The following is a 23238-nucleotide window of genomic DNA, read 5'->3' as shown; positions in this document are numbered from 1 at the left end:
TTCATTTTAGCATAAATCACCCTGCAAGAAAAGGGCATATTCCTTTTCTTTTCCTTAAAAGAGCTTCCTTTTACGGGCAATTTTCTGTCTAGACCAGCAAAAAGGCCTCTGCCTGTTGCGGCAGAGACCTCTTCATTTGCGTATAATGGATTACTTTTTATCTGCGTTCTTCGCAGCAATCTTTGCGTTGTCCTCGTCAATGTCTTCCTGGATAACGTCGCGCAGCAGGCGTGTCTTGCTGTGGTCGATACGATTTTCAGGCAGAATGGTGTTTTCACAGCCCAGGCCATGCTTATTGCCTTCGCTGCTGACCCACAGACGGTCGGCGACCGGCTTCCAAGCCTTTGCCTGCGCTTCGCACTTTGCGCACAGTTCGTGTACGTCTTCCTTTTCCACCAGGTCGGTAGAATGCGCGCCGGACTTCTTGACAACATCTTCCAAACGGTAGGGGTTATCCAGCAGCGGGCAGGGGCGCAGCATGTTTTCGTTGTAAGGCTGGTTCTTGTGGTATTCCATGAACAGCGGGCTGCAGTATGCTTCCAGCAGGGACTTGTCGTGAATATTGGAGTCACTGTAGTGAATAAACACACAGGGGTCAATATCACCATTTGCGTTGATGTGCAGGTAATAGCGGCCGCCTGCAATGCAGCCGTACACATATTCGCCGTCGAGGAAGAAGTCCAGCGTAAAGAGCTGCTTCGTGTTGCGGAATTTACGTATCTGGTGGTACATCAGCTCACGTTTGTCAGCCGGAACCATCAGGTCAACCGGTGCGCCTACTCCGACAGGCATATAAGTGAAGAACCAGCTGAACAGTACGCCCTGGTCAATCATCCAGTCAAAGAACTTCTCCTGGCTGACGGTGTCTACGTTCTGGCTGGTGTAGCAGCAGGAAACACCAAAGGGCAGCTTGTGTTCACGCAGAATCTTCATAGCTTTGGCAACCTTCTGGAAGGTGCCCTTGCCGCGGCGTGCATCGGTTGTTTCTTCATCGCCCTCAACAGAAATAGCTGGCACGAAGTTGCCGACGCGCAGCATATCTTCTGCAAATTTGTCATCAATCAGTGTTGCGTTGGTGAAGCAGAGGAACACGCAGTCCTGATGTGCTTCGCAAAGCTTAATCAGGTCATCTTTGCGCACCAGCGGTTCGCCGCCTGTATAGATGTACATATAAGTACCCATTGCGGTGCCCTGATTGATAATATCGTCAATCTCATCATAGGTGAGGTTCAAGTTGTGGCCGTACTCGCTGGCCCAGCAGCCGGTGCAGTGCAGGTTGCAGGCACTGGTCGGGTCCAGCAGAATCGTAAACGGGACGTTGCAACCGTACTGTTTGCGGATTTTGTCCTGTTTCTTGCCGCCAATGAGGGTAGCGTTGACAATGAAGTTGGAAAACAGTCTGCAGAACATGAGTGTCCACCACGTCCCACAGCTTTTTGATGAGCTGGTACCAGTTGTTGTCAGGGTTGTCGACAAAGCGATGGAACATCTTGCGCTGACCAAGGTACATATTACCCGTATCGAACTTATCAATCATGTTCAAAAGTTTTGGGATGTTTTTATCGGGATCTTTTCCCAGATAACTCAAAGCTTTTTTAATACCAAACTTTTGAAGCTGTTCTTTCAGACCTGCATCTGCCATATTGATATCCTCCTAATAAAGAAAAAATAAGCAAAAAGTGCTGCATTTTCAAGACTTTTTTAACCGGGTATGCCAGCCTGCATCCCTTTGTATCTGAAAATCATTATAAGAATGAAATGGGCTTTTGTCCTTAGACAACCTGAAAATAAAGTCATAAAGTATGACACATCTGCGAAATTGTCATACTCTACCGAAGGGAAATGTTCAGTTCCTGTTATCGTTTTTGTCTCTCTGCCCACAGATATTCCTGCCGGCAGCAGACTTTTTTCTTTCGTCATCTTTTACTGCCAGCGGTCCTTTTCCGGCTCCATGTAAGACCGTTTTCCACATTTGGGACAGGTCAGCATCTTTCCGGCGGAGGCGGTATTTGTTGCGCCGGAGCCAAGGAAATTCAGCAGCGTCGGTTTAAAAACGTGTTTGCACTCCGGACAGATAAAATGCATCTTTCGGCGGTAAAACACAAAACGAATCAGTTCCGCCGCCAGCGTGACCAAAAGGATAATTCCAATCAGTATGGCAATATGTGCCGCTGAAAAAGAAACCGAAAGCTGTATCATATGTTCTCTCCCTTATTTTATAAAGCGTATTCAATGCCAATGTTTGCCCGCACCAGCTGATAAATATTCTGATTTGTCTTTCTTTCAAAGTATCCTTTCAGCTGATAAGTAGCCAGCCATTTCTGCCGGGTAAACCGGCTGCATCCGCGGCGCAGGACCACGTCCACCAGCCGTGTTTCCAGCAGCGTTGGTCCCGTCGGGTAGGCCAGTGCGTCACACAGCTGAATAAGGCGGTCATAGTCATTATACTGGGTTTTGGAAAGTGCTGCCGTCAGCTCGTCCTTTTGGGCATCAGTAATATCCATCTTCCCCATAAAAGAATCCAAACTTTGATACATAAAAGAATGTGTCAGACAGACGCGTGCCACATCCGGGTACCCCATTTGATTCATATCCTGCCAGCCGTCATAAACGTGCCGAATTCCCGAAATGCCGTGTCCTCTGCCAATGTCGTGCAGCAGGCCCAGAATATGTGAATCATCCGCATTTAGGTCCGGACAGGCAGCGGCAATGCGCTGTGCGCAGTCCGCCGTCACTTTGCTGTGGGCAATCCATGGGCCAGGATTGCTGTTTCGTGCCTGTCCCAGCAGTGCCTCTGCCTGCTGCAAAGAAGGAATCTGCATAAAAAACAGTCCACCTTTCTGTCGTTCTTTTTCTTCTATATAATAGTATCGCAGTATCGTACAATTCGACAGCATCCGGCATTTTGTATTTTCTGCCGGAGATGTGCTGATTCGATAAACAGCAAGCTCCCGAAAGCCACATTGACACCGGCCTTCGGGGAGCTTTATTTTGGAGCAGAAGACGGGAATCGAACCCGCATTCTCAGCTTGGGAAGCTGATGTTCTGCCACTGAACTACTTCTGCATGAAGTAATTATTATTATAACATATTCTGTTTTTTCCTGCAAGTAATTTATTTGAGGAGTTTATGGAACATAGCGGAGGTAAAGAATATGCGTGCCAGCTTTATCAATAGCCTGTTTGATCCCTTTGATTTTATGATAGCGCAAATTATCCATCACGACGATGCCGCCTTCATGGAGAGTCGGCGCGGGATTGATCCGTACCCCGAAATTTGGACAGTCATTGATTGAAATTCGAGAGTGTGAAATCAAAATCATCACACAAATCGCAGAGTTGGAAATCAAGTTTTCGGACAGATAATATAGTTTGCATCCACAGACCGGACAGATAATGCTATAATATCTGTATTTGAAATCATTTCTCTCTGCAAAAGGAGGAATTATCAATGGCAAACAGCAGTAATCGTGGGGGTTCACGTCCTGGTGCAGGCCGTAAGAAAAAGAATCCTGACGGCACATATGAGCATGCTGCGTTCTCTGCAGAACAACTCAAGGAACTCACGGACTCGCCTCATGTGGCATATGTCTCAAGCAAAACAGTGTCATACACAAAAGCTTTTAAAGATGCAGCTTGGCAACGGTACTGCGATGGGGTCGATCCGATACAGATTTTTTCTGAGGTCGGCCTCAACCCGGAGACATTAGGACGTGCACGCATTCTCGGCTTTTTTAAGCTTCTGCGGCAAGCAAAAGGACGTGGCCTCGAGTTTACCGAAGGAAATGATCCTTATCCGGATGACAACGAGGATGCACCTCCACTGCCAGCGCCGCCTCGTAGGGCAAACAAAGGGCATCCTCCATTGATGAGCGAGTCAGAAATAAACCATCTCGCTGCGAAGGTTGCCTACATGTCCCAAGAGATTGAGTTTATAAAAAAAATTATATTTGCGGAGAAGAAAGGGAAATAGCCATGTATATGAATGGTTCCCCAGAAGTCCGCTACCGCATCATAAATGAAACCATTAGCCAGGATGACAATCTTCTGAATATTTCTTATCTTTGTGAAATAGCAGGCGTATCTCGTTCGGGATTTTATTACTGGCGTGGACATCAGACCGAGCGGACAGCATCCGATGAGGCCGATCAAAGAGACTTTGACCTCATTGTGGCTGCATACAATTTCCGCGGATATTCAAAAGGCGCACGCGGTATACACATGAGACTGCGGCATCAGGATCCCCCGGTGCTTATGAACACAAAGAAGATTCGCAGACTGATGAAAAAGTATCACCTCGTATGTCCGGTACGAAAGGTAAATCCGTACCGCAAGCTCGGCAAGCGTCTACAGGAAAACAGGACAGCTCCGAACATACTAAACAGACAGTTTAAGTCATTTGGACCGCGCACTGTTCTGCTGACGGACATTACATATATTCCGAGACCGGTACACCGAGATAGCAGCCAACGAGCTTACTATTATTCATACGTCTGTGTGATCATGGACGCATTCACAAAAGAAGTTTTGGCCTGTACCTGCAGTAACTCCTGTGATACAGATTTCGTCTTGGACACCGTAAATCAACTGATGGAAAAGCATGGGTCTGAACTTCACACGGACGCCCTGATCCATTCAGATCAAGGATGCCAATACACCAGTTCTAAATTCGTTGCCATTCTGAATGATTACAACCTCCGTCAATCCATGTCCCGCAGAGGAAATTGTTGGGACAATGCACCGCAGGAAAGCCTATTTGGACACATGAAGGATGAACTGCCACCGGTTGGATCTTATGGACATGCAGTAATTGCTGAACGTGTTTACGCTTGGATTGAGTATTATAACAACGACCGGTATCAATGGAGCCTTGCCAAGCTCTCGCCGTGTGAGTACTACAAGTTTGTCATGACGGGAATTTATCCGTTGGATACATTTGGGGGCGCTGCCCCCAACCCCCCGGAGTTTAACGCTTTTGTTTCCGGGAAAGGCAAAGAAAAAGACGAAGCCAAAGCTCCGCCTTCCCCGCAAACCTGACAGCCCGCTCGGGTCGCTCTCCAGCGTTGCCCTATCCTGTCTGTCAGTAAAGCAGGAACATTATATCACGGATTCAGCTTTCGGATTTCAAGTTTGATTATTTTGTCCGAACAACGGGGTACACTTCAGGATGCTGCTCAATGTAGTTTTTGAAGGGCTCTCCATCTCCCCATTCAGTGAACTAGACAAGAACATAGGAACTGCACATTCGGACGGTCGCGTTCACTGGCTTGTATCATCTTTTTTATAACGGTAGTGAAGCTTGCCTCTGATGATTTTACTATTATGAACGTATCAACTTAAAAAACGGCCTCACTCCGTTTAAAAACCGGAGCAAGGCCGCTTAAATCACAGCTATTCTGCGTCAGGGCTTTTATCTCTTTACATCAAGTTTTACTGGGAGCTGTCCCTCTGCGGAAACCGTACCATCGGCTTTCATCGTAATGCAGGTGCGATTTTTTGGGTTATCATAATCTTTGCTGCAGCCGTCATCGCTGTAATATTGATAAGCGGCACAGTGCTGCACATTGACAAGCAGCGTCAAGTCACCAAAATCGACTTCCGGTACACTTTCTCCGCCCTTTGCAAGAGGAATCATCCGGTCTGAACGCAGGAAAAAGACAATCTCATCCAGAGCGATTGGAATATAGTGGTATCCCTTTTCCATCTGCTCCGTCTGAATTTCCTGTGCGGAATGCATCCGAACCAGTTTCATCGGCTCCGGCAGATAGACCGTCCTGCCCACGGCATTCTGTGTGTAAACCGGTGTCACCATCAGTTCGTCGCCCAGCATGAGCTGGTCCTGCACCCGTGCGGCGTCCTCGTCCTGCGGGTAAACGAATGCCAGCGGTTTAAAGTACATAGTGTCCTGTAGTGTGGCTTTCATATATTCACTGTAAAGATACGGCAGCAGTGCATAGCGAATGCCAATCAGGTTCCGGAATACCGGCAGTACCTCCGGGAAGCGGTAGACTTCCTGACAGCGGGTACCCAGTGCGGAGTGGTTTCGCATAAGCGGTGTAAAGACGCCAAATGCAGTCCAGCGCAGAAGCAGGTCAGCCGTGGCGTTGTCCCCAAAGCCTCCAATGTCCGCACCTGAATACAGGAAACCGCACATATTCAGGGATGGCATCATCTGAATTTCCAGCAGCAAATGACTCCACCATGAGCAGTTATCACCTGTCCAGACACCGCCGTAACGGTGCATTCCCACCATAGAGGAACGGGAGAACATCAGTACCCGTTTATTCGGACAGTATTTTTCAAAGGCTTCCCCGGCGGAACGCGTCATATTATAGCCATAAAGGTTATGAATCTTGTCGTGACGCACCCGCTTTCCGCCGCAATTATGGTAGAAACTCTCATAGTCCTTCGGGTTGTTTGACAAACCGGTGACCAGCTCGCGGAAATAGTTGACCTTATCCATATCCAAATTTTTGCCTTCCAGCTTTTTCATCTCCGCAAAGGCGGCTTTCAGTCCGTCCTCCGAATAGAATAGCGCCGGTTCATTCATATCATTCCAAAATCCGTCAATGCCTTTATCCAGCAGGAAGCGGTACTTTCCGCCGAACCACGCGCGCACCTCCGGATTTAAAAAGTCCGGAAAATAAGCTTTGCCCGGCCAGACCGCGCCCACAAAAGGAGTGCCGTCCTCTTTTTTGCAGAAATAGCCGTTTTCCAGCCCCTCGTCACAAACATCATAGCCTCTTTCCTGCTTAACACCGGCATCAATAATCGGCACAAGGTGGATATTCTGCCGCCGCATTTCCTGCACAAACTCGGCAAAATCCGGAAAGGTTTTGTCATTCAGGGTAAAGTCCTTGTAATGGTCCATATAATCAATATCAAGGTATACCATATCGAGCGGTACATGATTTTCCCGATGTTTCTGCACCACTTCGCGTACTTCATCTTCGCTGTAATAGCTCCAGCGGCTCTGTCCATAGCCAAAAGCCCACTTTGGCGCAATATAGCTTCTGCCAATCAGCCCACGGAACTGATGCACAATCTCCTCTGCACTTTTGCCTTCTATGATATAAAGGTCATAGTCGGCATTCCCCACAGTCACCGCCATATGGTTCATATTGGTGTAACCAATGTCATAATCGACTTTCCCGGGATAATCCAGAAATACGCCGAACATCTGCCCTTTCCCCGCCAGCAGCAGAAAATTGTCCGACGCATACAGGGACTGTTTGCCCTCTGTGTGCTGCGGTTCGTCTGAGCAGTTGCTGCAGTAATGCCAGCCGCGTTTATTGATACCGCGCACGGTTTCACCTAAGCCATAAACAATCGTGTCGCTGCTAAGTGGGCAGGCAAGTGTGCAGTCATCATTTTCCACTGTAAAATACGGCACCGGCCCATGTATGGGCGGCAGGTCTTTCACCACCGCATCGGTCTGAAACGGATGCCCGAATGAATAGCGTCTAATCATAGTAATGTCCTCCTGTAATCTTCTGTTTCATAAATTCCCTGCTTTTCAGCAAAAAGGCCGGATGCACAGCGCAATCCGGTCTTTCGCACATTTCATTCAATATTTTATTTAATTGCTCCTTCTGTCACACCTTTGACGATGTACTTCTGGCAGGCAAGATAGAAAATAACGATTGGGATGATGCACAGCATCAGTCCAGCAGACGCCAAATCCCAGCGCTTGGAGAACTGCCCAAAGAACAGATAGGTCTTCAGCGGCAGAGTCTGCCAGCCGGGTTTGTTAATCACCAGGGATGGCAGCAGATAATCGTTCCAAATCCACATCACATTCAGGATGGCGACTGTAATCATAATGGTTTTGAGCAGCGGCACCACAATGATGAAGAAAAGCTGAATGGAATTGCAACCGTCAATCGTGGCGGCCTCCTCCAGTTCTTCCGGCACATTTTTAATGAAACCATGGAACATGATGATGGACATACTGGTACCGAAGCCAACATACATGATAACCAATCCAACGCGGTTAATCATGTGTAGAGCGGAGCCAAGGCTCATCAGCGGCAGCATCACACACTGAAAGGGAATCAGCATGGCAGCGGCGAACAGCATGAAAATGACAGAACTCACCTTTGTCTTGTATCGCACCAGCACCCATGCTGCCATGGAGGATACCAGCATAATCAGCGCCGTGGACACGACCGTGATGACCAGTGAATTCATAAACGACGTCACATAATCCAAAGACTGAAAAGCCTGCACATAGTTCTTTAGTGTAAAGGTCTTTGCATCCGGAAAGCCCAGCACATTCATAAAGATTCCACGCTGATTCTTAAAGGAATTCAGCATCAGAATAAAGATTGGGAATAAAAACAGAATGCCCAGTAAAATGCCGATGACAACGAATGTCGCCTTCTTGGTTTTATTTTTGCGGTGCATTCCGGTTTTTGCTGTTTGGGTGTTTTCCATTACATCTCAACCTCCTTCCGCTTGGTAAGCATCAGTTGGGTAATGCCAATGGCGGCAACGACAATCAGGAAAATGATACCCTTTGCCTGTGCAATGCCCAAGCGATTTTCCGCAAAGGCGGAGTTGTAAATATTCAGCGCCAGCATCTCGGTTGCGCGGTAAGGGCCGCCGGCTGTCAATGCCAGGTTCTGGTCAAACATTTTGAAGGAATTGGAGATAGTCATGAACAAACCGATTGTGAAGGCAGGCATCATCAGCGGCATCGTAATGTGAACCAGCATACTGCCCGCACCGGCGCCGTCAATGCGTGCTGCCTCCTTGATAGATTCTGGTATCTGCTGGATTTGCGCAATATAAATAATCATCATGTAGCCGGAAAGCTGCCAGACGGTTAAAATCAGCAGCCCCCAGAAGCCGGTCTGCGGATTGGACAGCCAGCCTATCAGAAAATGCATTCCGGTTGCTTTGCCAATTGCCGTAAAGACAGATGTAAATATAAACTGCCATGTAAAGCCGAGCAGCAGCCCGCCAATCAGGTTTGGCATGAAGAAAATGCCGCGCAGGGCAGTTGCGCCGGGAAAAGTCTGTGTCACCAGAAGCGCCAGAGCAAAGCCTACGACATTGACTAGTACCATTGCGCACAAGGCAAACAAAGCCGTGAATCCAAAAGCGTGCAGAAAAGTCTGGTCCTGAAAAATGGTTACGAAATTACGAGCTCCCACAAAGTTGGCACGCTCTGAGATTCCGTTCCAGTCTGTGAAGGCATACCAGAATCCCATGATTGTGGGAATAAGCACAACGAGCACAAAAGCAATCAGCGCAGGCGCCAAAAACAGCCAAAACCGTGTTTTGCTCTTTTGCATCCGTGATTCCCCCTTAGACTTGATTTCATTTAGCACAGGAGCCGCCGTTTGAAAGCGGCGACTCCCGATTCAGGCACTTTCAGTTTTTATCTGCTCAGGAAGCTCTCATGGATTTCCACTGGTCCTTGCAGTTCTTCACGACCTGGTCCCATGTTTCCTCACCGCTCAGGTATTTCTGCACATTGGCGCCTGCCACTTTCTGTGTCCAGGTTGCCGGTGCGCCGTTGTAAACCCAGCCAGGAATTGTCTTCTTTTCTTCCACGGCCTTCATAATACGCTGGTTTAGCGGGTCTGACGGCTTCAGGCTGCCATAGTTGTCAAATGCGACCGCGAACTTCGCGTCATTGATAATAATTTGCTTGCCTTCATCGGACTGATACATAAAGTTCAGAAAATCTTTTGCAGCAGCTTTCTTGTCAGCATCCGCATCTTTATTCACAGCCCAGTACATCGGCACGCCAACCGGCCATTTGCCGTCAGAGAAGCCCGGCACCGGAAGCGGCAGCACATCCAGTTTCTGCAGCACGTTAGCATCCACATTGGTAACAGACGGTGCAATCCAGTTGCCCTGCTCAATGGCAGCAACACGCTCGATAGCAAGGCCGCCCTCCAAAGAAGTGCTATAATCGATAGAATTCAGAGTGCCGCGGTTCTTTGCGTTGGTGGTGTAGCTTGCCTGAAAATCGATCATCTTCTTGTAGCCGTCCGCCGCCTTAAATGGAAGCTCCTTGGCGTTAAATGCTTCGGCTGCATTCTTAAAGTCCTGCCCCAAAGCCGGGTTGATGTCATGGTCACCGATAACCCATGTTTCCTTGGCCGGATACTCCATAACCGCCTCCAACTGCGGATATTTGGATTTCATGTCGCCCTTTTCAATCTTGGCTTTTAGGGTATCAAAGCCTTTCTTCATGCCATCAAAGGTCAGCATTGAATCATAAGACACACCGGCATCCTCAAACATTTTGCGGTTAATGACAATGCCATAGCCCTCAAGGTCAAACGGCATTCCCAAAACTTTGCTGCCATCCTTGACATCGGCTAGGGAATCCTCCGGCAAATGAGAAATCCATTGCTGGTCGGAAAGGTCTTCCAGCTTGCTGTTCCAGTCTTTCACGTCCTGCGGACCGCCGATGTTAAAGATGACCGGCGGGTCAGACTTCATCTTTGTTTTCAGCGCGGCGCCATAATCGTCTCCGCCGCCGACGGTTTCCATGTTAATCTTAACATTCGGGTGCTTCTTCTGGTAAGCGTCAATGGCTTTTTGAAAGGCATCCTTTGCCTCAACTTTGAACTGGAAAATATTAATGCTCACATTTTTATCACTGGGCACTCCGCCTGCAGAGGTGTCCGCCGCAGTGGAACCAGCAGCTCCGGAAGAAGCTCCTGGGTTTCCGCCGCATCCTGTTAATGCAACCGCACACATTGCACCAGCCGTTACTAATGCCAGCAACTTTTTACCTTTCATTTTTAAACAACTCCTTTTCCTCCAAAAGATTGTGAATCAGCATTTCCCAATATGCCACAATTATCACTTTGTCGCAAAAGTTTATCTGGTATAAGCTGATTTTATGTGATTTTTATATATCATATATTTTCGTTTTGCAATACTTTTGCGCATAAGTTTTAATATTTTTGATTTTCTACGCATAAAATCGCCGAAACTGGGAACTGCTCTTTTTGGTGCCCAAAGCGGTGCGTACGGCCCACACCGGGAATCGTTTTTTCCGGTTTATAGCAATCTAACAAATTGATCCGTATAAACATACGAAAACTAATTGTATCAGCACACACAAATACGACATTCGTTTTGCGTTAGGAATGTAGGTAATGTCCGTAACCCAGAAGTAATTGGGCAGCGGCTGCTCAAAAGTCCTTTTTAACAGGTTCGGATATTTATATACCGCCTGTTTGTAATGTACAATGGCCAATGCCGACGTATTGGCGAAAGCAAATCATATTTTCGCATTACGCCTGGCGGCATCCGTAGGTCTGCTTTCCACGCCGCTGACAATCCGTAATCGGCCCTATCAGCCACTGGTCTTTATCCCCTTTTGCCTGTTGGTTTCGCCAACCCTTTAATTTGTTGTTTGCTCAATTCATAACTTTCTGCTATTTCCCGATTGGTTTCTTTCCGGCTGTTTTGCACCGAAGTACCTCTTCGTTCAGTAACTCAACTTTTGTATATTTTCTGGGCATAAAAAGATCTCTTTTTTTACTGTCCGTTTTATCGGGTATAGTCCAATCGTGCAGAACAGAGCATTGCCTTATTTTCAGGGAAGCGGTTACAATGGATTTTAGCAGAGGAAATAAGCAAAGCAAAGGAGCCTGCGGAAACCGGTTTTCACGGTAGTGTGATGGCTGCCATAAAAGCTGCACAGACGGGGCAAAGTCAGTGTGACAACAAAAGAAAGGCTGTGGAGAAATTCTCCGCAGCCTTTCTTTTTTGTCTTTATTCTAAATTCACACCCATAAATTACGGTAATTCGCGGAATGTATTCATCATGAAAGCCGATATTTTTATTTCCCGGTGAAACCCAAAAGTGCCCGTAGGCCCTGTAAACTCCATATTTGTGAACTGAGTTTGCCTCTCCGGATAGCCCATTTCGTTTTTCACCTTTCATTGTGCAAGTCCTTTTTCCTTGTTTTCAACAGTTTCATCTGTGATGGTGCGCACGCTGCCGCGCTCAACCAGGTGTGTAGGCAAGTGGATATTTCGTTGCTTCGGCGGATGTCCCTGCATGATGTTTAGGAGCAGCTCCACTGCCAGCCGGCCTTTCTCTGCTGGTTCCTGGTGCATGGTGGTCAGCGACGGGCGGGTATTCTGTGCCAGTATATTATCGTCAAAGCCGACGACGGAAAGGTCTTCCGGTATGCGCACGCCGTTATCTTGTAAATAATTCATGGCAAGCATCGCATAATAATCAGAGACAAAGAAAACAGCTGTGAAATCATTTCTCCGGCGCAGCAGTTCTGCCGGTGCTTTGGTTTTATCCTCATGGGAGGAGGGAATCATCCAGCCTTTTTCACAGCGGATGCCATGCTCCTCCAATGCAGTTTTATAACCCAGATAGCGCTCATGGTCAACGCCGATGAGGTTATCTGAGGAAAAGGCAATGCGTGTGTGCCCGTGCGCAATCAGGTAAGAGGTAATCTGGTAGCCGCCGAATCGGTCTTCCAGCCCGATATTTGCATAATCTTTTCTGCCATCAAAATAAGAATCGATGAAAACCACGGGTTTATGCGTAACTTCTTCAATCCGGCACCACTGATCCTTGTGCATGCTGCAGATGATAAGTCCGTCTACATTCCATGAAAGGGCAAGCTGAATGGCTTCATCCTCCGCATTGGTGATGTGCACCATCATATAAAACTGCCTCTCCTCAATGGCAGCGGCAATCGCACCGACCAACTCGCCATTAAAAGGGTCTGCCAGTGCCTGTGCACCACTTCCTTTTTCAAAGCAGAGGATAATGCCGATGATATGTGTCTGATTGCTGGCAAGATTGCGTGCAGTCATATTGGGAATGTAATGAGATTCCCGAATGACCTGACGAACTTTCTGGATCGTGGAATGGGAAACTTCCCGGGTATTTCCGTGAATGACATTGGAAACAGTAGTGGGGCTGACACCGATTTTTTCGGCCATTTGCTTAATGGTGACCATAACGAAGTTTCCTTTCTGGAGTAAAAGTGAACCTATAGTGATTTAACAAATTGAGTGGAAAGTAATGGTATCGGCACGCAAAAACAGAATGGGGATTCAGGAGATTCTAGGCACATTTCAGGTATAAAAAAGATAGCTGTATATGATTTGTTTCAAAATCGGTTAGAATTTAAGTTACTTCATCTCATTCAACCGAAAGGAAGTACCCATTTCTGCATGAACAGTGTAACACAAGATATGAAATACAAGCAATCCCTAATGCGAATTTAGTGTCGGCCGAGCGGGTCGGAAATATAACCACAGCCGTTCCTATGTTTATTTTTGGAAAAGGCGGTACGATGGTACTCTCCGTTGTCAGTCACGCAGGCCTCACAGTCATCCGAATCAGCATACAGAAGAAGAACTAAAGTTAATTCAGAATATGCGGCGCAGAAACCCGAAGCTTGGCCTTATTAAGTTGTGGCACCGCCTGTGAAAATACGGATATCGACGCTGGCCGGAATTTCTGTTTCGTGTCATGAGAAAAATGGGAACGCGTCTAAATAGATGTAAAGATAGTCCCCATGCGCTGTATTGCTGGTCCAGAGCTGCACTTGTTTCAATATATAGCTGGCGATTGACGAATACTCTCACCTGCGTTTTCTTGGCGCTTACCCGGAACATAATACATATTCTTCCGCCGATTTTTTAAAAAATCCGTTCAGTGGTTTGCACGCCGTGGGGTGCGAATGGAATGCATCCAGACAGATAATAATTTTAGATTTACCAACCGCTTTTTTCCATCAAAAAAAGGGCCATCCTGCGCTCTTGGAAGCAACTGCTGCCAAACTGCTTCATTGGCTCTCTTTTGCTGAATTTTTCCACTTCTTCACTGTCCAATATGTTTGACAAACTTACATTTATTTGAGGAGCTTATGGAATAAATGCACCTCTCCGGAAGGGTCACTGGAAATGGCCACCAGCACATATCGGTCCTGTTGATAAACAGCGGCCTTTTGCACCTGCTGATACTGGTCACTGTTCAGGCCGTGAAATGCCTTTGCCTTCTGCTCCAAACGGTCCGCAATAACCGCCTTCATTTTCTCTGCATCTGCGGCACGGTAAAGCTGGAAGCAGCACAGCTCATCGGCACTACCCCCTGTCTTGGCAATCCACATGCCCTGGCTTTCCACCATGCCCGCTGCTATCGGATAATATTTTTGTATAGACGCGGATGGCACCTGCGTATACTGATTTTGATATCCCAGCTGATTCACTATTTCTTCCGCCAGTACATCTGCCCGGAGCTGATGCTGCGCTTTATGCAGAGACTGAAGTGCATGCACGCCGGCCAGCACGATGACCACAGCCAGCGCTACAGCTAAAACTGAAAGGATAATCCATTTTGGTTTCACGTGATTTCTCACAGGCACTCCCTCCGCCCACACAATATTTTTCCATTCTAATGCTTTTTGTACAATTTATTATTCTAAATTGGAAAATCCGTTGTTATATTTTTTCTTCCCATCTTTTTTGCCCGCCTTGTTAGTTTACATAATATATGTTAAAAAAGTTTGTAAATCTTTACCTGTTAAAAAGTCTTCAACATTTTCAACCGTGTTTTCAACTAAATCGTGCGCAAAATCAGCCATTTTCCGGTTTTGGCGTTGAATTTTCCACATTTTCAACAGTACGGTAGTTAAAAAATCGGTATGGCCTTACGTTTGTTCTTCTGCAAAATTCTCACAAACAGGGCGGAAAATCCATCTATTTTGTCCGTTCTGTCTATTCCTCTACAAACGAGAATAAAAAATGGGCCACCGCAGGTTTTATCCTGCAAGCGGTCCAAAAAGCATGCCGTTTTTCAGTCCGTAAACTGGCTGTTGTAAAGTTTGGCATAGAAGCCGCCCTTAGCCATCAGGGAAGTGTGCGTGCCCTGTTCCACAATGTCGCCGTGGTCCATGACCAAAATCAAATCAGCGCCACGGATAGTGGACAGTCGGTGCGCAATGATGAATGAAGTACGGCCTTTCATCAGTTCGCCCATTGCCTTCTGTATCATAATCTCTGTACGGGTATCCACGCTGGAAGTAGCTTCATCCAAAATCAAAATCTGCGGGTCCGCAAGGAATGCGCGTGCAATCGTCAGCAGCTGTTTTTGGCCCTGACTGACATTGCTGGCATCCTCATTCAGCACCATGTCATATCCGCCGGGCAATGTACGGACAAAGTGGTCCACCTGCGCACATTTTGCCGCGGTAAGCACCTGTTCATCTGTAGCGTCCTGCCGGCCGTAGCGGATATTTTCCCGAATGGTCGCGTTGTACAGCCATGTATCCTGCAGTACCATGCCGAACAGCGTCCGCAAATTGCTGCGCTTAAAGTCACGAATATCGTAGCCGTCCACCAGAATGGCACCGCTGCCGACATCATAGAAGCGCATCAGCAGCTTAACCATAGTGGTCTTTCCTGCACCGGTCGGGCCGACGATTGCCACCCGCTACCAGGCTCTACCTGGGCACAGAAGTCATGGATAATGGTTTTCTGCGGTGTATAGCCAAAGCTGACGTGCGCGAACTGCACACTGCCGCGGATATGAACATTCAGCTCAGTGTCCGGCTTATCCGTTATATTCAGCGTGATGGCATTTGGGCTGTCCTTCGGTTCCTCTTTTTCCTCTAAGAAATCAAAAACACGCTCCGCCGCAGCCGCTGTGGACTGCATGACGTTGGAAATGTTGGCCACCTGCTGAATAGGCTGCGTAAACTGACGTACATACTGCGTGAACGCCTGAATATCGCCGACCGTGATAAACCCTTTGATCGCGTACCAGCCGCCCAGAATGCAGACGACCACAAATCCGACATTGCCGATAAAAATCATAATCGGCTGCAGCAGGCTGGAAAAGAACTGACTTTTCCATGCCGAATGGTACAGGTTTTCATTATAGCCGGAAAATGTTTTTTCGTTTCTTTCCTGTCCGTTAAAGGCCTGCACAACGACATGGCTGCCATACATTTCCTCGATATGACCGTTTACATGGCCAAGGTAGTCCTGCTGCTGTTTAAAGTATTTCTGTGAATGCTTGACAACAAACAGAATAACCAAACCGGACAGCGGAATAATGCACAGCGCCACCAGCGACATCTGCCAGTTGATGGAGAACATCATAATCAAAATACCAATTAGCTGCGTCACACTGGTGATAATCTGTGTCATGGACTGGTTGAGACTCTGCGAGATGGTATCCACATCGTTGGTCAGGCGGGAAAGGACTTCGCCGTTGGTTGTCGTATCATAGTAGGAAAATGGCAGCCGCTGAATCTTGCCGGCAATATCCCTGCGCAGCTGATAGGTCACGTTCATGGTAACGCCGGTCATAATCCAGCCCTGCGCATAATTAAAGGCAGAACTGACCAGATACAGTGCCAGCAGGAACAATAGAATCTGCCCAATACGGGTAAAATTGATACCCTGCCCTGTACCGGAAATCTGGTTCATGAGGCCGGTAAAAACCTCCGTAGTGGCCTTGCCAAGAACTTTCGGCCCGACAATCATAAAAGCGGCGGAACATACGGCAAACAGGAGAACCAGCAGAATCTGCAGTTTATACCTGCCAAGATAATGGGCAAGTTTTTTCAGCGTACCGAAAAAGTCGTTTGCTTTTTCGCCGGGTACACCCACGGGCGGGCCGCCCATGGGACCGTGATGCCTTTGTGGACGGGAGGGCTTCTCTGTATTCATGCTAATTCCTCCTTTGTCAGCTGGCTGGAGGCAATCTCGTAATAGGTTGGGCAGGTATTCAGCAGTTCGCGGTGTGTTCCGCGCCCCACAATTTTCCCTTCATCCAGTACAATAATCTGGTCCGCGTCCATAATGGTGGAAACACGCTGTGCCACCAGCAGCACTGTCGCGCCGGAAATCTGTGTTTTCAGGGCAGCGCGCAGCGCAGCGTCCGTCTTAAAGTCCAGCGCAGAAAAGCTGTCATCAAACAGATAAATCTGCGCGCCGGTTGCCAAAGCGCGGGCAATGGACAACCGCTGCTTTTGGCCGCCGGAAACGTTGCTGCCACCCTGTGAGATAGATGTCTGCATACCGTCCGGCATGGTACTGATAAATTCCGTAGCCTGTGCCACCTGTGCCGCGGCATTGAGTTCTTCATCAGTAGCGTCCGCCTTGCCGTAACGCAGGTTGGATGCAATGGTGCCGGAAAGCAGCACGCCTTTCTGCGGGACATAGCCAATGCGTGCGCGCAGGTCCTTCTGGGAAGCCTGCCGAACGTCCAGTCCGTCTACATAAACCGCACCTTCCGTTACATCATAAAAACGAGGAATTAAATTGATAAGCGTGCTTTTTCCGGAGCCGGTCGAACCAATAAAGGCCGTTGTCTGTCCCGGTTCCGCGGTAAAGCTGATGTTGTGCAGAACATCTTCCTGTGCCCCCTGATACCGGAAAGAAACTTGGCGGAACTCCACGCAGCCCTTCTTTTCCGGACGAAACGCTTTTGGCTCCGGCGGGTCCTGCACAGCAGGTTCGGTTTCAATAATATCGGCAATACGGCCCGCTGATACAGAAGCACGCGGCAGGAAAATGAAAATAGCGGAAATGAACAGGAAGCTGATGATAATCTGTATGGCGTACTGCATATAGGCCATCATATCGCCCACCTGAATCCGGCTCTGTGCTACCTGATGAGCGCCTACCCAGACAATGAGCAGAGAAATGCCGTTCATAACCAGCATCATAACCGGCATCATAATCGCCATCAGGCGGTTGACAAAGCGCTGGTTGTCCGTCAGGTTACGGTTAGCCTTATCAAAGCGCTTTTCTTCAAAGTTCTGGTTGCTGAAGGCGCGCGTCACCATCAAACCAGTTAGGTTTTCGCGGGCCACAAGGTTCATGCGGTCAATCAGACTCTGCATTTTCTTAAAGCGCGGCAGCGCAATGGAGAAAATCACGCCTACCAAACCAATCAGCACAATGACCGCCAGCGCAATAATCCATGTCATAGAAACGCTCTTGCGCACGGCCATGGTAATGCCGCCGAGGGCCATCATGGGTGCGTAGAACAGCATGCGGATTCCCATGAGCACGACCATCTGCACCTGTGTGATATCGTTGGTCGTGCGCGTGATGAGGGACGCCGTGCTGAATTTATCAAATTCGGTATTTGAAAAAGCATTGACACGGTTAAAGACGTCACGGCGCAGGTCACGGCTCATGCCGGCCGAAACACGGGAGGCCAGCAGCCCCACCAAAATGGCGGCGGCAACACTGCCCAGCGTAAAGAGCAGCATATACAGCCCTTCCCGTATGATATAGTTTTGTTCGATTTGCGCTGTGTCAACACCCAGTTCCTGGTAGAAAGCCTTAACCAACACAGCGCCGCTCTGCAGCTTCATACTGTCCTGCACACCGGCGGCCTTTTTACGGGCGTCCGCAAAGGTCTGCTGTGGCACACGCGCCAGCATCGGCTCCATCTGGTACAGCTTGGAAAAATCGATATTGCTGACATCTGTCTGTGTGGAGCTGTCCTGCGTGGTGGAAGCCTTGCTGCCCATTTTGCTTTGCAGGAACTTCATTGTATTGATAAAAGTCCATGTCGTTTCACCGAACAGGTTACTGACCGCCTGACGGTCGGCGCTGTCCTTTAGTTCATAAATATCCTCGGTTTTGTTCTGCGGATAGCTGGAAGTATCCGTGCCCTTTTGAACCAGCTGATAACTGTTGTCAATCAGCGTTTTCTGATCCTGCGACATAAAATTTTTGAAAAACTGCAGTCCTTTTGTGCTGACAGCACTGGGGGCAGCATTGGTAATGCCGCCCTGCTGAATGCCGGTATTGACGATATTGCTCATGTAGTTTGGCAGAGACAAATCGCACATTGCCTGCGCAAACAGCAGCAGTACTGCCAGCAGAATCGGGCCGAAATAGGTTTTGAAATAGCGGGAAATTCGGCGCATAGTTTCCTTCCTTTCTGCGTGAAAAACGGTATACAGCACTGCCGTGGTTATGTCAGCTCGTCCTGCATGGCATCGGCCAGCTCGTTCAGCAGTGAAGTCAGCTGTTCTTCTTTTTCTTCGCCAAGGCTGCCCAGCACACGGTCCATTTTCTCTGCCATAACCGCGGTGAGCTCCTGGTAGCGGTCACGGCCGCTGTCCGTCATGCGAACATACACCACACGGCGGTCACGTTCGCTGTTTGTGCGCTCTATTAGACCCTTTTGTTCCAGCGAACGCAGCATTTGGCTGATGGCCGAGCGACTCATGTGTATCTGGCGGCCAAGGTCGCTGGCACGCACATCATGCTCCTGCTGTAAATGCAACAGATGGCACAATACAAACCACTCGCCGGGTGTAATGCCGGACAGTCGATGCATCCGCCCGCTGGTTTTGCGTACTCTGCTGGCCGCCGCAAACAGTCTGCTGTGTTTGGCATTCATCACGTTCTCGCCCCCTCTCCTGAAAATGACAGCACCGCAACTGTAAAGTAGCTTTAATAATTGCAGTACATGAATAATTAAGTATTATAAACAATTTTAAAACAAATGTCAACTGCTTTTTTCGGCATAGCGCATTTGCCGTACGTCCACGGTATTCATTTCGTCTGCAGCGAAATGCTATGTACTGAATCGTGTATAATGCATAGTGTTTCGGGAAATGCGCACTGTCAAGTCCCGTGTGGAACTTTTCCTGGGAGCACTCGTGTGTTAAGATAGAAGAAAAGGAGCGAAAGCGATGGAAAATGCCGTTGTCCGTGGCAGTATTCGCTGCGGCGAAATACAAATGCCTTATTTATTGGTACGGAAACCTGTCAAAAATATCAATATCCACGTCCGCACCGACGGCACCGCTGTTGTTTCCGCCGCAGAATGGGTGCCGGCGGCCGAAGTGGAACATATTTTGCAGAAAAAAAGCCGCTTCCTGCTTTCTGCACGGGAGCGGATAAAACAATGTGCGGTTCTGCAGCCTCCGGTCCATCAATATGAAAGCGGCGAGCAGTTTCGTGTACTGGGACAAATGTTGACACTACAGGTTCAAACCGGTTTTCCTGCCAGTGTACAGCGGCAGGGCGCGGCACTTTTCCTGCGGGTGCCGGCGGAGTCAACCGCCAAAAAGCGGAAAGCGCAAATGGACCGCTGGCTGCGGGATACCTGCCAAGCCATTTTTACACAGGCTGCCCTGCAGGCACAGGACCTGCTGGCAGACCGCTGTCTCCCACAAAACATTACCCTGCGGGTACGCCGCATGATTTCCCGCTGGGGCAGCTGCATTCCGACAAAGCATGTAGTCACATTCAGCACCCACCTGTTGGAAACACCTGCTTTCTGTGTGCAGGCAGTTGTCCTGCATGAATATGTCCATTTTCTGCATCCGGACCATTCCCGCGCGTTTTACGCGGAACTGGAACGCGTTATACCAGATTACCGGCAGCAGACACAGCTGCTGAAAAGTCCAGCTTACGCTGTTTTTTATAATGAATAGCTGCATTTTTGGCAAAAAGGCAACAAAAAAGCCCCGGCATACAGGAATGTAAAAACAGTTCCTCTGCCCGGAGCTTATTTCAGTTCGGAATAAGGACTTTTCCCGCCGCATAAATTGCCGCGAAACGGAAAAGTCTTTTCGTCAACAGCCAGATTGTCAGGTCGGCACAATCCGTCAGTGCTATACAGTTCTGCTATAATCAAATGTCCTGAAAACCCGCATAAACCAAAACCGCAGTACCTGCCGCCGCACTTTTTCGGGGAAAATCCAAGCTGCTGGTCTCCCCTTTCGGGGACCGTGCAAAAAGCCGGACTCTGCCGCAAAAGATGTGCAGGCAGGACACGTTTCGGCTGCCTACGAGCAGGACCTCTACAGCATTCGCTGTGTACCGAGGTGGGACGTACCGCCATTGGACAAGCCTTTCATGCTGCCGGCGTCCTGTACGGAAACCGTACCAGCGTTCGTCGTCTTTCCGTCTCTGCAGGGAAAAGCACCGCTGCCCGGGCCGACGATGGACAAGGCGGCCTAAAAACCTGCGCACGGAAAAAGGAAACCAAGTCCTTTATCTCCGTTCGCAAAAGGTCTGCCGCACTGTTGTCCGCCGCCGCAGCCCGCTGGAAACGTGCTTTTTGTAAAAGCCCGGACCGGACGATTCTGTAAAAGGAAAGGCGCCCATGTACAATATCTGTCATGAACGTCCCTGTCCTGCACTATAGTATAACCATATCTTTTTAAAAATGCAAGACGTAAATGTGCAATATTCGCTTTCAACAATAGGAGGAAAAACTGTATACATTGGGGAAAGCATTCTCTGCTTTTCTTTCAAAACAGCAAAAGCTGCCTTGGCATAGCTGATTCCCTACTTTTTACGGTAAAAATACGGAATTTTCGGTCTGATTTTTCGCTGAAAGCAGTGCCATGCTGAATGCCCGTATCAGGCTTTCATGGAAATTCCTTCTGCTTTTTTTGGTATTCCGCATTTTCACACAGCTATTTATGCATATTCCTTTTCTTTCCTGCAAAAGGATGACAACACTATTCTGTCCTTTAAAAAGCCGAACACAGCAGGAAAGACTCGCCGTTTCCAGAGCTATCCGAACGCTGTGGCTGACTCCGTCGCATCCGCTGTTCGCTGTTTTTTGTATGCCGGTTGTTATTCCCGTGTGTCGTTTCTGCGCTTTCCCCCGTTCCGGAATGCAAATTTCCTTCGGATTATTTGTATCCGCTTTGCATCGGCCGCTGATTTATTAAACTGTTTCTGTTGTTGGTTCATGCACCGAAAATACAGTCGCCAGCCTTACATTCATCCTGCTTCCATACTATAGTATGAGAGTGTAAAGAAATAGATACCAAAAAATCTCTGCTTCTTTTTTTATCTACCGCACCGAAAAAGGACATACACGGCGAAGGTTTAATGCTTACAATACAATTTGTGGAAAGTGAAGTCGGCTGTCCGGTTGCCAAGGGCCTGTTCGGTTGTTCACCGAAATTACAATTTTTGCATTTTTATCCGCCGAGTTATATAATAGGATAGGTATATTATAATATGGAAGAAGGAACAAGTATGGTCGACGGAAGAATTCACGTAGCGATTGGGTTCGCTACAGGACGCATTGGCTTTCAAAATGTTCTGCGCGCATATATCTATCATTTGCAGGAAACCAACTTTCTATATGACCACAACATGCTTATCTCCCTGTTTGTCGCTTACGACCCCTCTTACAGCAACACTACGAGAGCGGACTACGACAATCTGACGGAGGAAGAGCGGCAGACATTTCACATTTGCCGGTTTATCGGCCCGGAGGATATTCAGGCCGAAAAGGACCGTTTGGCAAAAGACACCGGTCTTTCCTCGAAAGAGGTTGGCCAGGCGTTCGGCACTGGCTATGCCGTACAGCGAAATATCATTTTATTTGAGGCACTGCGGGAAAAGGTGGACGGCCTGATTTTTCTGGACGATGATGAATATCCGCTTGCCGTAACGGAATCGGGCGGCGCTACCCTGTGGAGCGGCCAGCACGTTATGGAGGAACACATTAAGTACCTGCAGTTTTCTGACATTACCTATGGTTACCACTGCGGCTACCTAACGCCGGTCCCGGCGATTGAATTTGATGGTATTTTGCCGGAAAACATTTTCCACCAGTTCACCGACGCACTGAGCAGTGACGTCCTGAAATGGGAAGACGTCAGCCGGCTGATTCGCTGCGGCGGCGTCACTTACGCGGACAAAAATGTTTTAAGTACACATCAGGCAGAGCTGGTGCCGGAAGTAAACGGTGCCAAGTTCATCAGCGGCAGCAACATCGGCATCAACCTGACAAACCCGGAGCGGGTACTGCCCTTCTACAATCCGCCGGGCGCGCGCGGTGAGGACAGTATTTTAAGCACCTGCCTCAGCAACTATAATGTTAAGCGGATTCCCGTTTACACATTTCACGACGGCTTCTCTTTTTACGGCTCGCTGCTGAAAGGTGTTCTGCCGCTGTCGCTGGAAAAGATTTCTCTGTATGACTCGGTAGAAGTCAATAACCGCTTTTACAAAGCCTGCATCGGCTGGGCACGCTACAAGCCACTGTATACATACCTGACGCAGCCGGAAAACTTTTCAGAGATTATGAAAAATTCCCTGACCGGGTTGGAGCAGTCCCTCCCCTACGTCTGCTCCTATTTCAACAACAGCGATTTTCATAATCTGTATACGGACATGCATCACTATGCGGAAAAAGTGCCGGAGCACAACCGCCAGTTCCACAAAATGCAGCAGACATGGTCTGAAATCATTTCATTTATCTGCCAATAAAGTATAC

Annotated in this window: 18 protein-coding genes, 1 tRNA gene and 1 pseudogene; 7 read left to right on the top strand and 13 right to left on the bottom strand. The window is 48.4% G+C overall.

Translation table 11 applies throughout. From position 1 onward, the window contains the following. Nucleotides 1-150: 150 nt before the first annotated feature. Nucleotides 151-1410 (bottom strand): radical SAM/SPASM domain-containing protein, encoded by a 1260-nt coding sequence (locus tag GJQ69_RS02630; protein ID WP_338031358.1) that lies wholly within the window; start codon nucleotides 1408-1410, stop codon nucleotides 151-153. Here GJQ69_RS02630 and GJQ69_RS09865 point away from each other — a divergent pair. Next, on the top strand, nucleotides 1382-1672 hold the full coding sequence (locus GJQ69_RS09865) for a hypothetical protein (RefSeq protein ID WP_338031357.1): 291 nt from the start codon (nucleotides 1382-1384) through the stop codon (nucleotides 1670-1672). The genes GJQ69_RS02630 and GJQ69_RS09865 overlap by 29 nt on opposite strands. Before the next feature lie 251 nt (nucleotides 1673-1923). Here the strand turns inward: GJQ69_RS09865 and GJQ69_RS02625 are convergent, their stop codons facing one another. The 3 genes from GJQ69_RS02625 to GJQ69_RS02615 form a co-directional block, all read right to left on the bottom strand. Further along, nucleotides 1924-2199 (bottom strand): hypothetical protein, encoded by a 276-nt coding sequence (locus GJQ69_RS02625; protein ID WP_086036320.1) that lies wholly within the window; start codon nucleotides 2197-2199, stop codon nucleotides 1924-1926. A 17-nt stretch (nucleotides 2200-2216) separates the two neighbouring features. Continuing rightward, entirely contained in the window at nucleotides 2217-2822 is a 606-nt protein-coding gene (locus GJQ69_RS02620; RefSeq protein WP_174192864.1) for an HD domain-containing protein, read from the bottom strand. A 170-nt stretch (nucleotides 2823-2992) separates the two neighbouring features. Then, nucleotides 2993-3066: transfer RNA gene (locus tag GJQ69_RS02615), tRNA-Gly, on the bottom strand. 88 nt (nucleotides 3067-3154) lie between these two features. Here GJQ69_RS02615 and GJQ69_RS02610 point away from each other — a divergent pair. From GJQ69_RS02610 to GJQ69_RS02600, 3 genes are all read left to right on the top strand, one after another. Further along, nucleotides 3155-3295 (top strand): hypothetical protein, encoded by a 141-nt coding sequence (locus tag GJQ69_RS02610; protein ID WP_174192846.1) that lies wholly within the window; start codon nucleotides 3155-3157, stop codon nucleotides 3293-3295. 155 nt (nucleotides 3296-3450) lie between these two features. Then, nucleotides 3451-3972 carry an HTH domain-containing protein gene (locus GJQ69_RS02605; protein WP_174192708.1) on the top strand — a complete coding sequence of 174 codons (522 nt, stop codon included), beginning with the start codon at nucleotides 3451-3453 and terminating at the stop codon, nucleotides 3970-3972. 2 nt (nucleotides 3973-3974) lie between these two features. Continuing rightward, on the top strand, nucleotides 3975-5036 hold the full coding sequence (locus tag GJQ69_RS02600) for an IS3 family transposase (RefSeq protein WP_174192710.1): 1062 nt from the start codon (nucleotides 3975-3977) through the stop codon (nucleotides 5034-5036). A 373-nt stretch (nucleotides 5037-5409) separates the two neighbouring features. Here GJQ69_RS02600 and GJQ69_RS02595 read toward each other — a convergent pair whose 3' ends face one another. The 9 genes and pseudogenes from GJQ69_RS02595 to GJQ69_RS02555 all read right to left on the bottom strand — a co-directional run bounded on the left by GJQ69_RS02595 (nucleotide 5410) and on the right by GJQ69_RS02555 (nucleotide 19383). Continuing rightward, complete coding sequence (locus tag GJQ69_RS02595; RefSeq protein ID WP_086036326.1) at nucleotides 5410-7470, bottom strand: glycoside hydrolase family 31 protein; 2061 nt, start codon at nucleotides 7468-7470, stop codon at nucleotides 5410-5412. A gap of 104 nt (nucleotides 7471-7574) precedes the next feature. Then, a complete protein-coding gene (locus GJQ69_RS02590; RefSeq protein ID WP_404352242.1) occupies nucleotides 7575-8435 on the bottom strand; it encodes a carbohydrate ABC transporter permease in 861 nt (286 codons plus the stop codon). Next, nucleotides 8435-9298, bottom strand: a complete 864-nt coding sequence (locus GJQ69_RS02585) for a carbohydrate ABC transporter permease (RefSeq protein WP_086036328.1) — start codon at nucleotides 9296-9298, stop codon at nucleotides 8435-8437. The genes GJQ69_RS02590 and GJQ69_RS02585 overlap by 1 nt, the downstream gene beginning before the upstream one ends. Nucleotides 9299-9392: 94 nt before the next feature. Next, nucleotides 9393-10763, bottom strand: a complete 1371-nt coding sequence (locus GJQ69_RS02580) for an ABC transporter substrate-binding protein (RefSeq protein ID WP_086036330.1) — start codon at nucleotides 10761-10763, stop codon at nucleotides 9393-9395. Between the two features lie 1152 nt (nucleotides 10764-11915). Beyond that, nucleotides 11916-12962: a LacI family DNA-binding transcriptional regulator gene (locus GJQ69_RS02575; RefSeq protein ID WP_086036334.1), complete on the bottom strand. Its 1047-nt coding sequence runs from the start codon at nucleotides 12960-12962 to the stop codon at nucleotides 11916-11918. An 899-nt stretch (nucleotides 12963-13861) separates the two neighbouring features. Next, nucleotides 13862-14368: a DUF4358 domain-containing protein gene (locus GJQ69_RS02570; RefSeq protein ID WP_174192844.1), complete on the bottom strand. Its 507-nt coding sequence runs from the start codon at nucleotides 14366-14368 to the stop codon at nucleotides 13862-13864. A gap of 437 nt (nucleotides 14369-14805) precedes the next feature. Beyond that, a pseudogene (locus GJQ69_RS02565) lies at nucleotides 14806-16685 on the bottom strand (ABC transporter ATP-binding protein). Beyond that, nucleotides 16682-18904 (bottom strand): ABC transporter ATP-binding protein, encoded by a 2223-nt coding sequence (locus tag GJQ69_RS02560; RefSeq protein ID WP_174192842.1) that lies wholly within the window; start codon nucleotides 18902-18904, stop codon nucleotides 16682-16684. Before GJQ69_RS02560 ends, GJQ69_RS02565 begins: the two are co-directional and overlap by 4 nt. A gap of 47 nt (nucleotides 18905-18951) precedes the next feature. Continuing rightward, a complete protein-coding gene (locus GJQ69_RS02555; protein WP_086036342.1) occupies nucleotides 18952-19383 on the bottom strand; it encodes a MarR family winged helix-turn-helix transcriptional regulator in 432 nt (143 codons plus the stop codon). Nucleotides 19384-19678: 295 nt separating this feature from the next. Here GJQ69_RS02555 and GJQ69_RS02550 point away from each other — a divergent pair, with 295 nt between their 5' ends. The 3 genes from GJQ69_RS02550 (at nucleotide 19679) to GJQ69_RS02540 (ending at nucleotide 23231) form a co-directional block, all read left to right on the top strand. Then, entirely contained in the window at nucleotides 19679-20425 is a 747-nt protein-coding gene (locus GJQ69_RS02550; RefSeq protein WP_086036344.1) for a M48 family metallopeptidase, read from the top strand. Nucleotides 20426-20753: 328 nt separating this feature from the next. After that, entirely contained in the window at nucleotides 20754-20954 is a 201-nt protein-coding gene (locus tag GJQ69_RS02545) for a hypothetical protein (protein ID WP_157658978.1), read from the top strand. A 1035-nt stretch (nucleotides 20955-21989) separates the two neighbouring features. Beyond that, on the top strand, nucleotides 21990-23231 hold the full coding sequence (locus tag GJQ69_RS02540) for a hypothetical protein (protein WP_174192838.1): 1242 nt from the start codon (nucleotides 21990-21992) through the stop codon (nucleotides 23229-23231). The last annotated feature ends 7 nt before the right edge of the window (nucleotides 23232-23238 follow it).

Origin of the sequence: Caproicibacterium lactatifermentans (assembly GCF_013315815.1) — a bacterium.
Lineage (GTDB): Bacteria > Bacillota > Clostridia > Oscillospirales > Acutalibacteraceae > Caproicibacterium > Caproicibacterium lactatifermentans.
The sequence above is the reverse complement of the archived record's forward strand: the minus strand, read 5'-3'. Positions and strand labels throughout refer to the sequence as shown.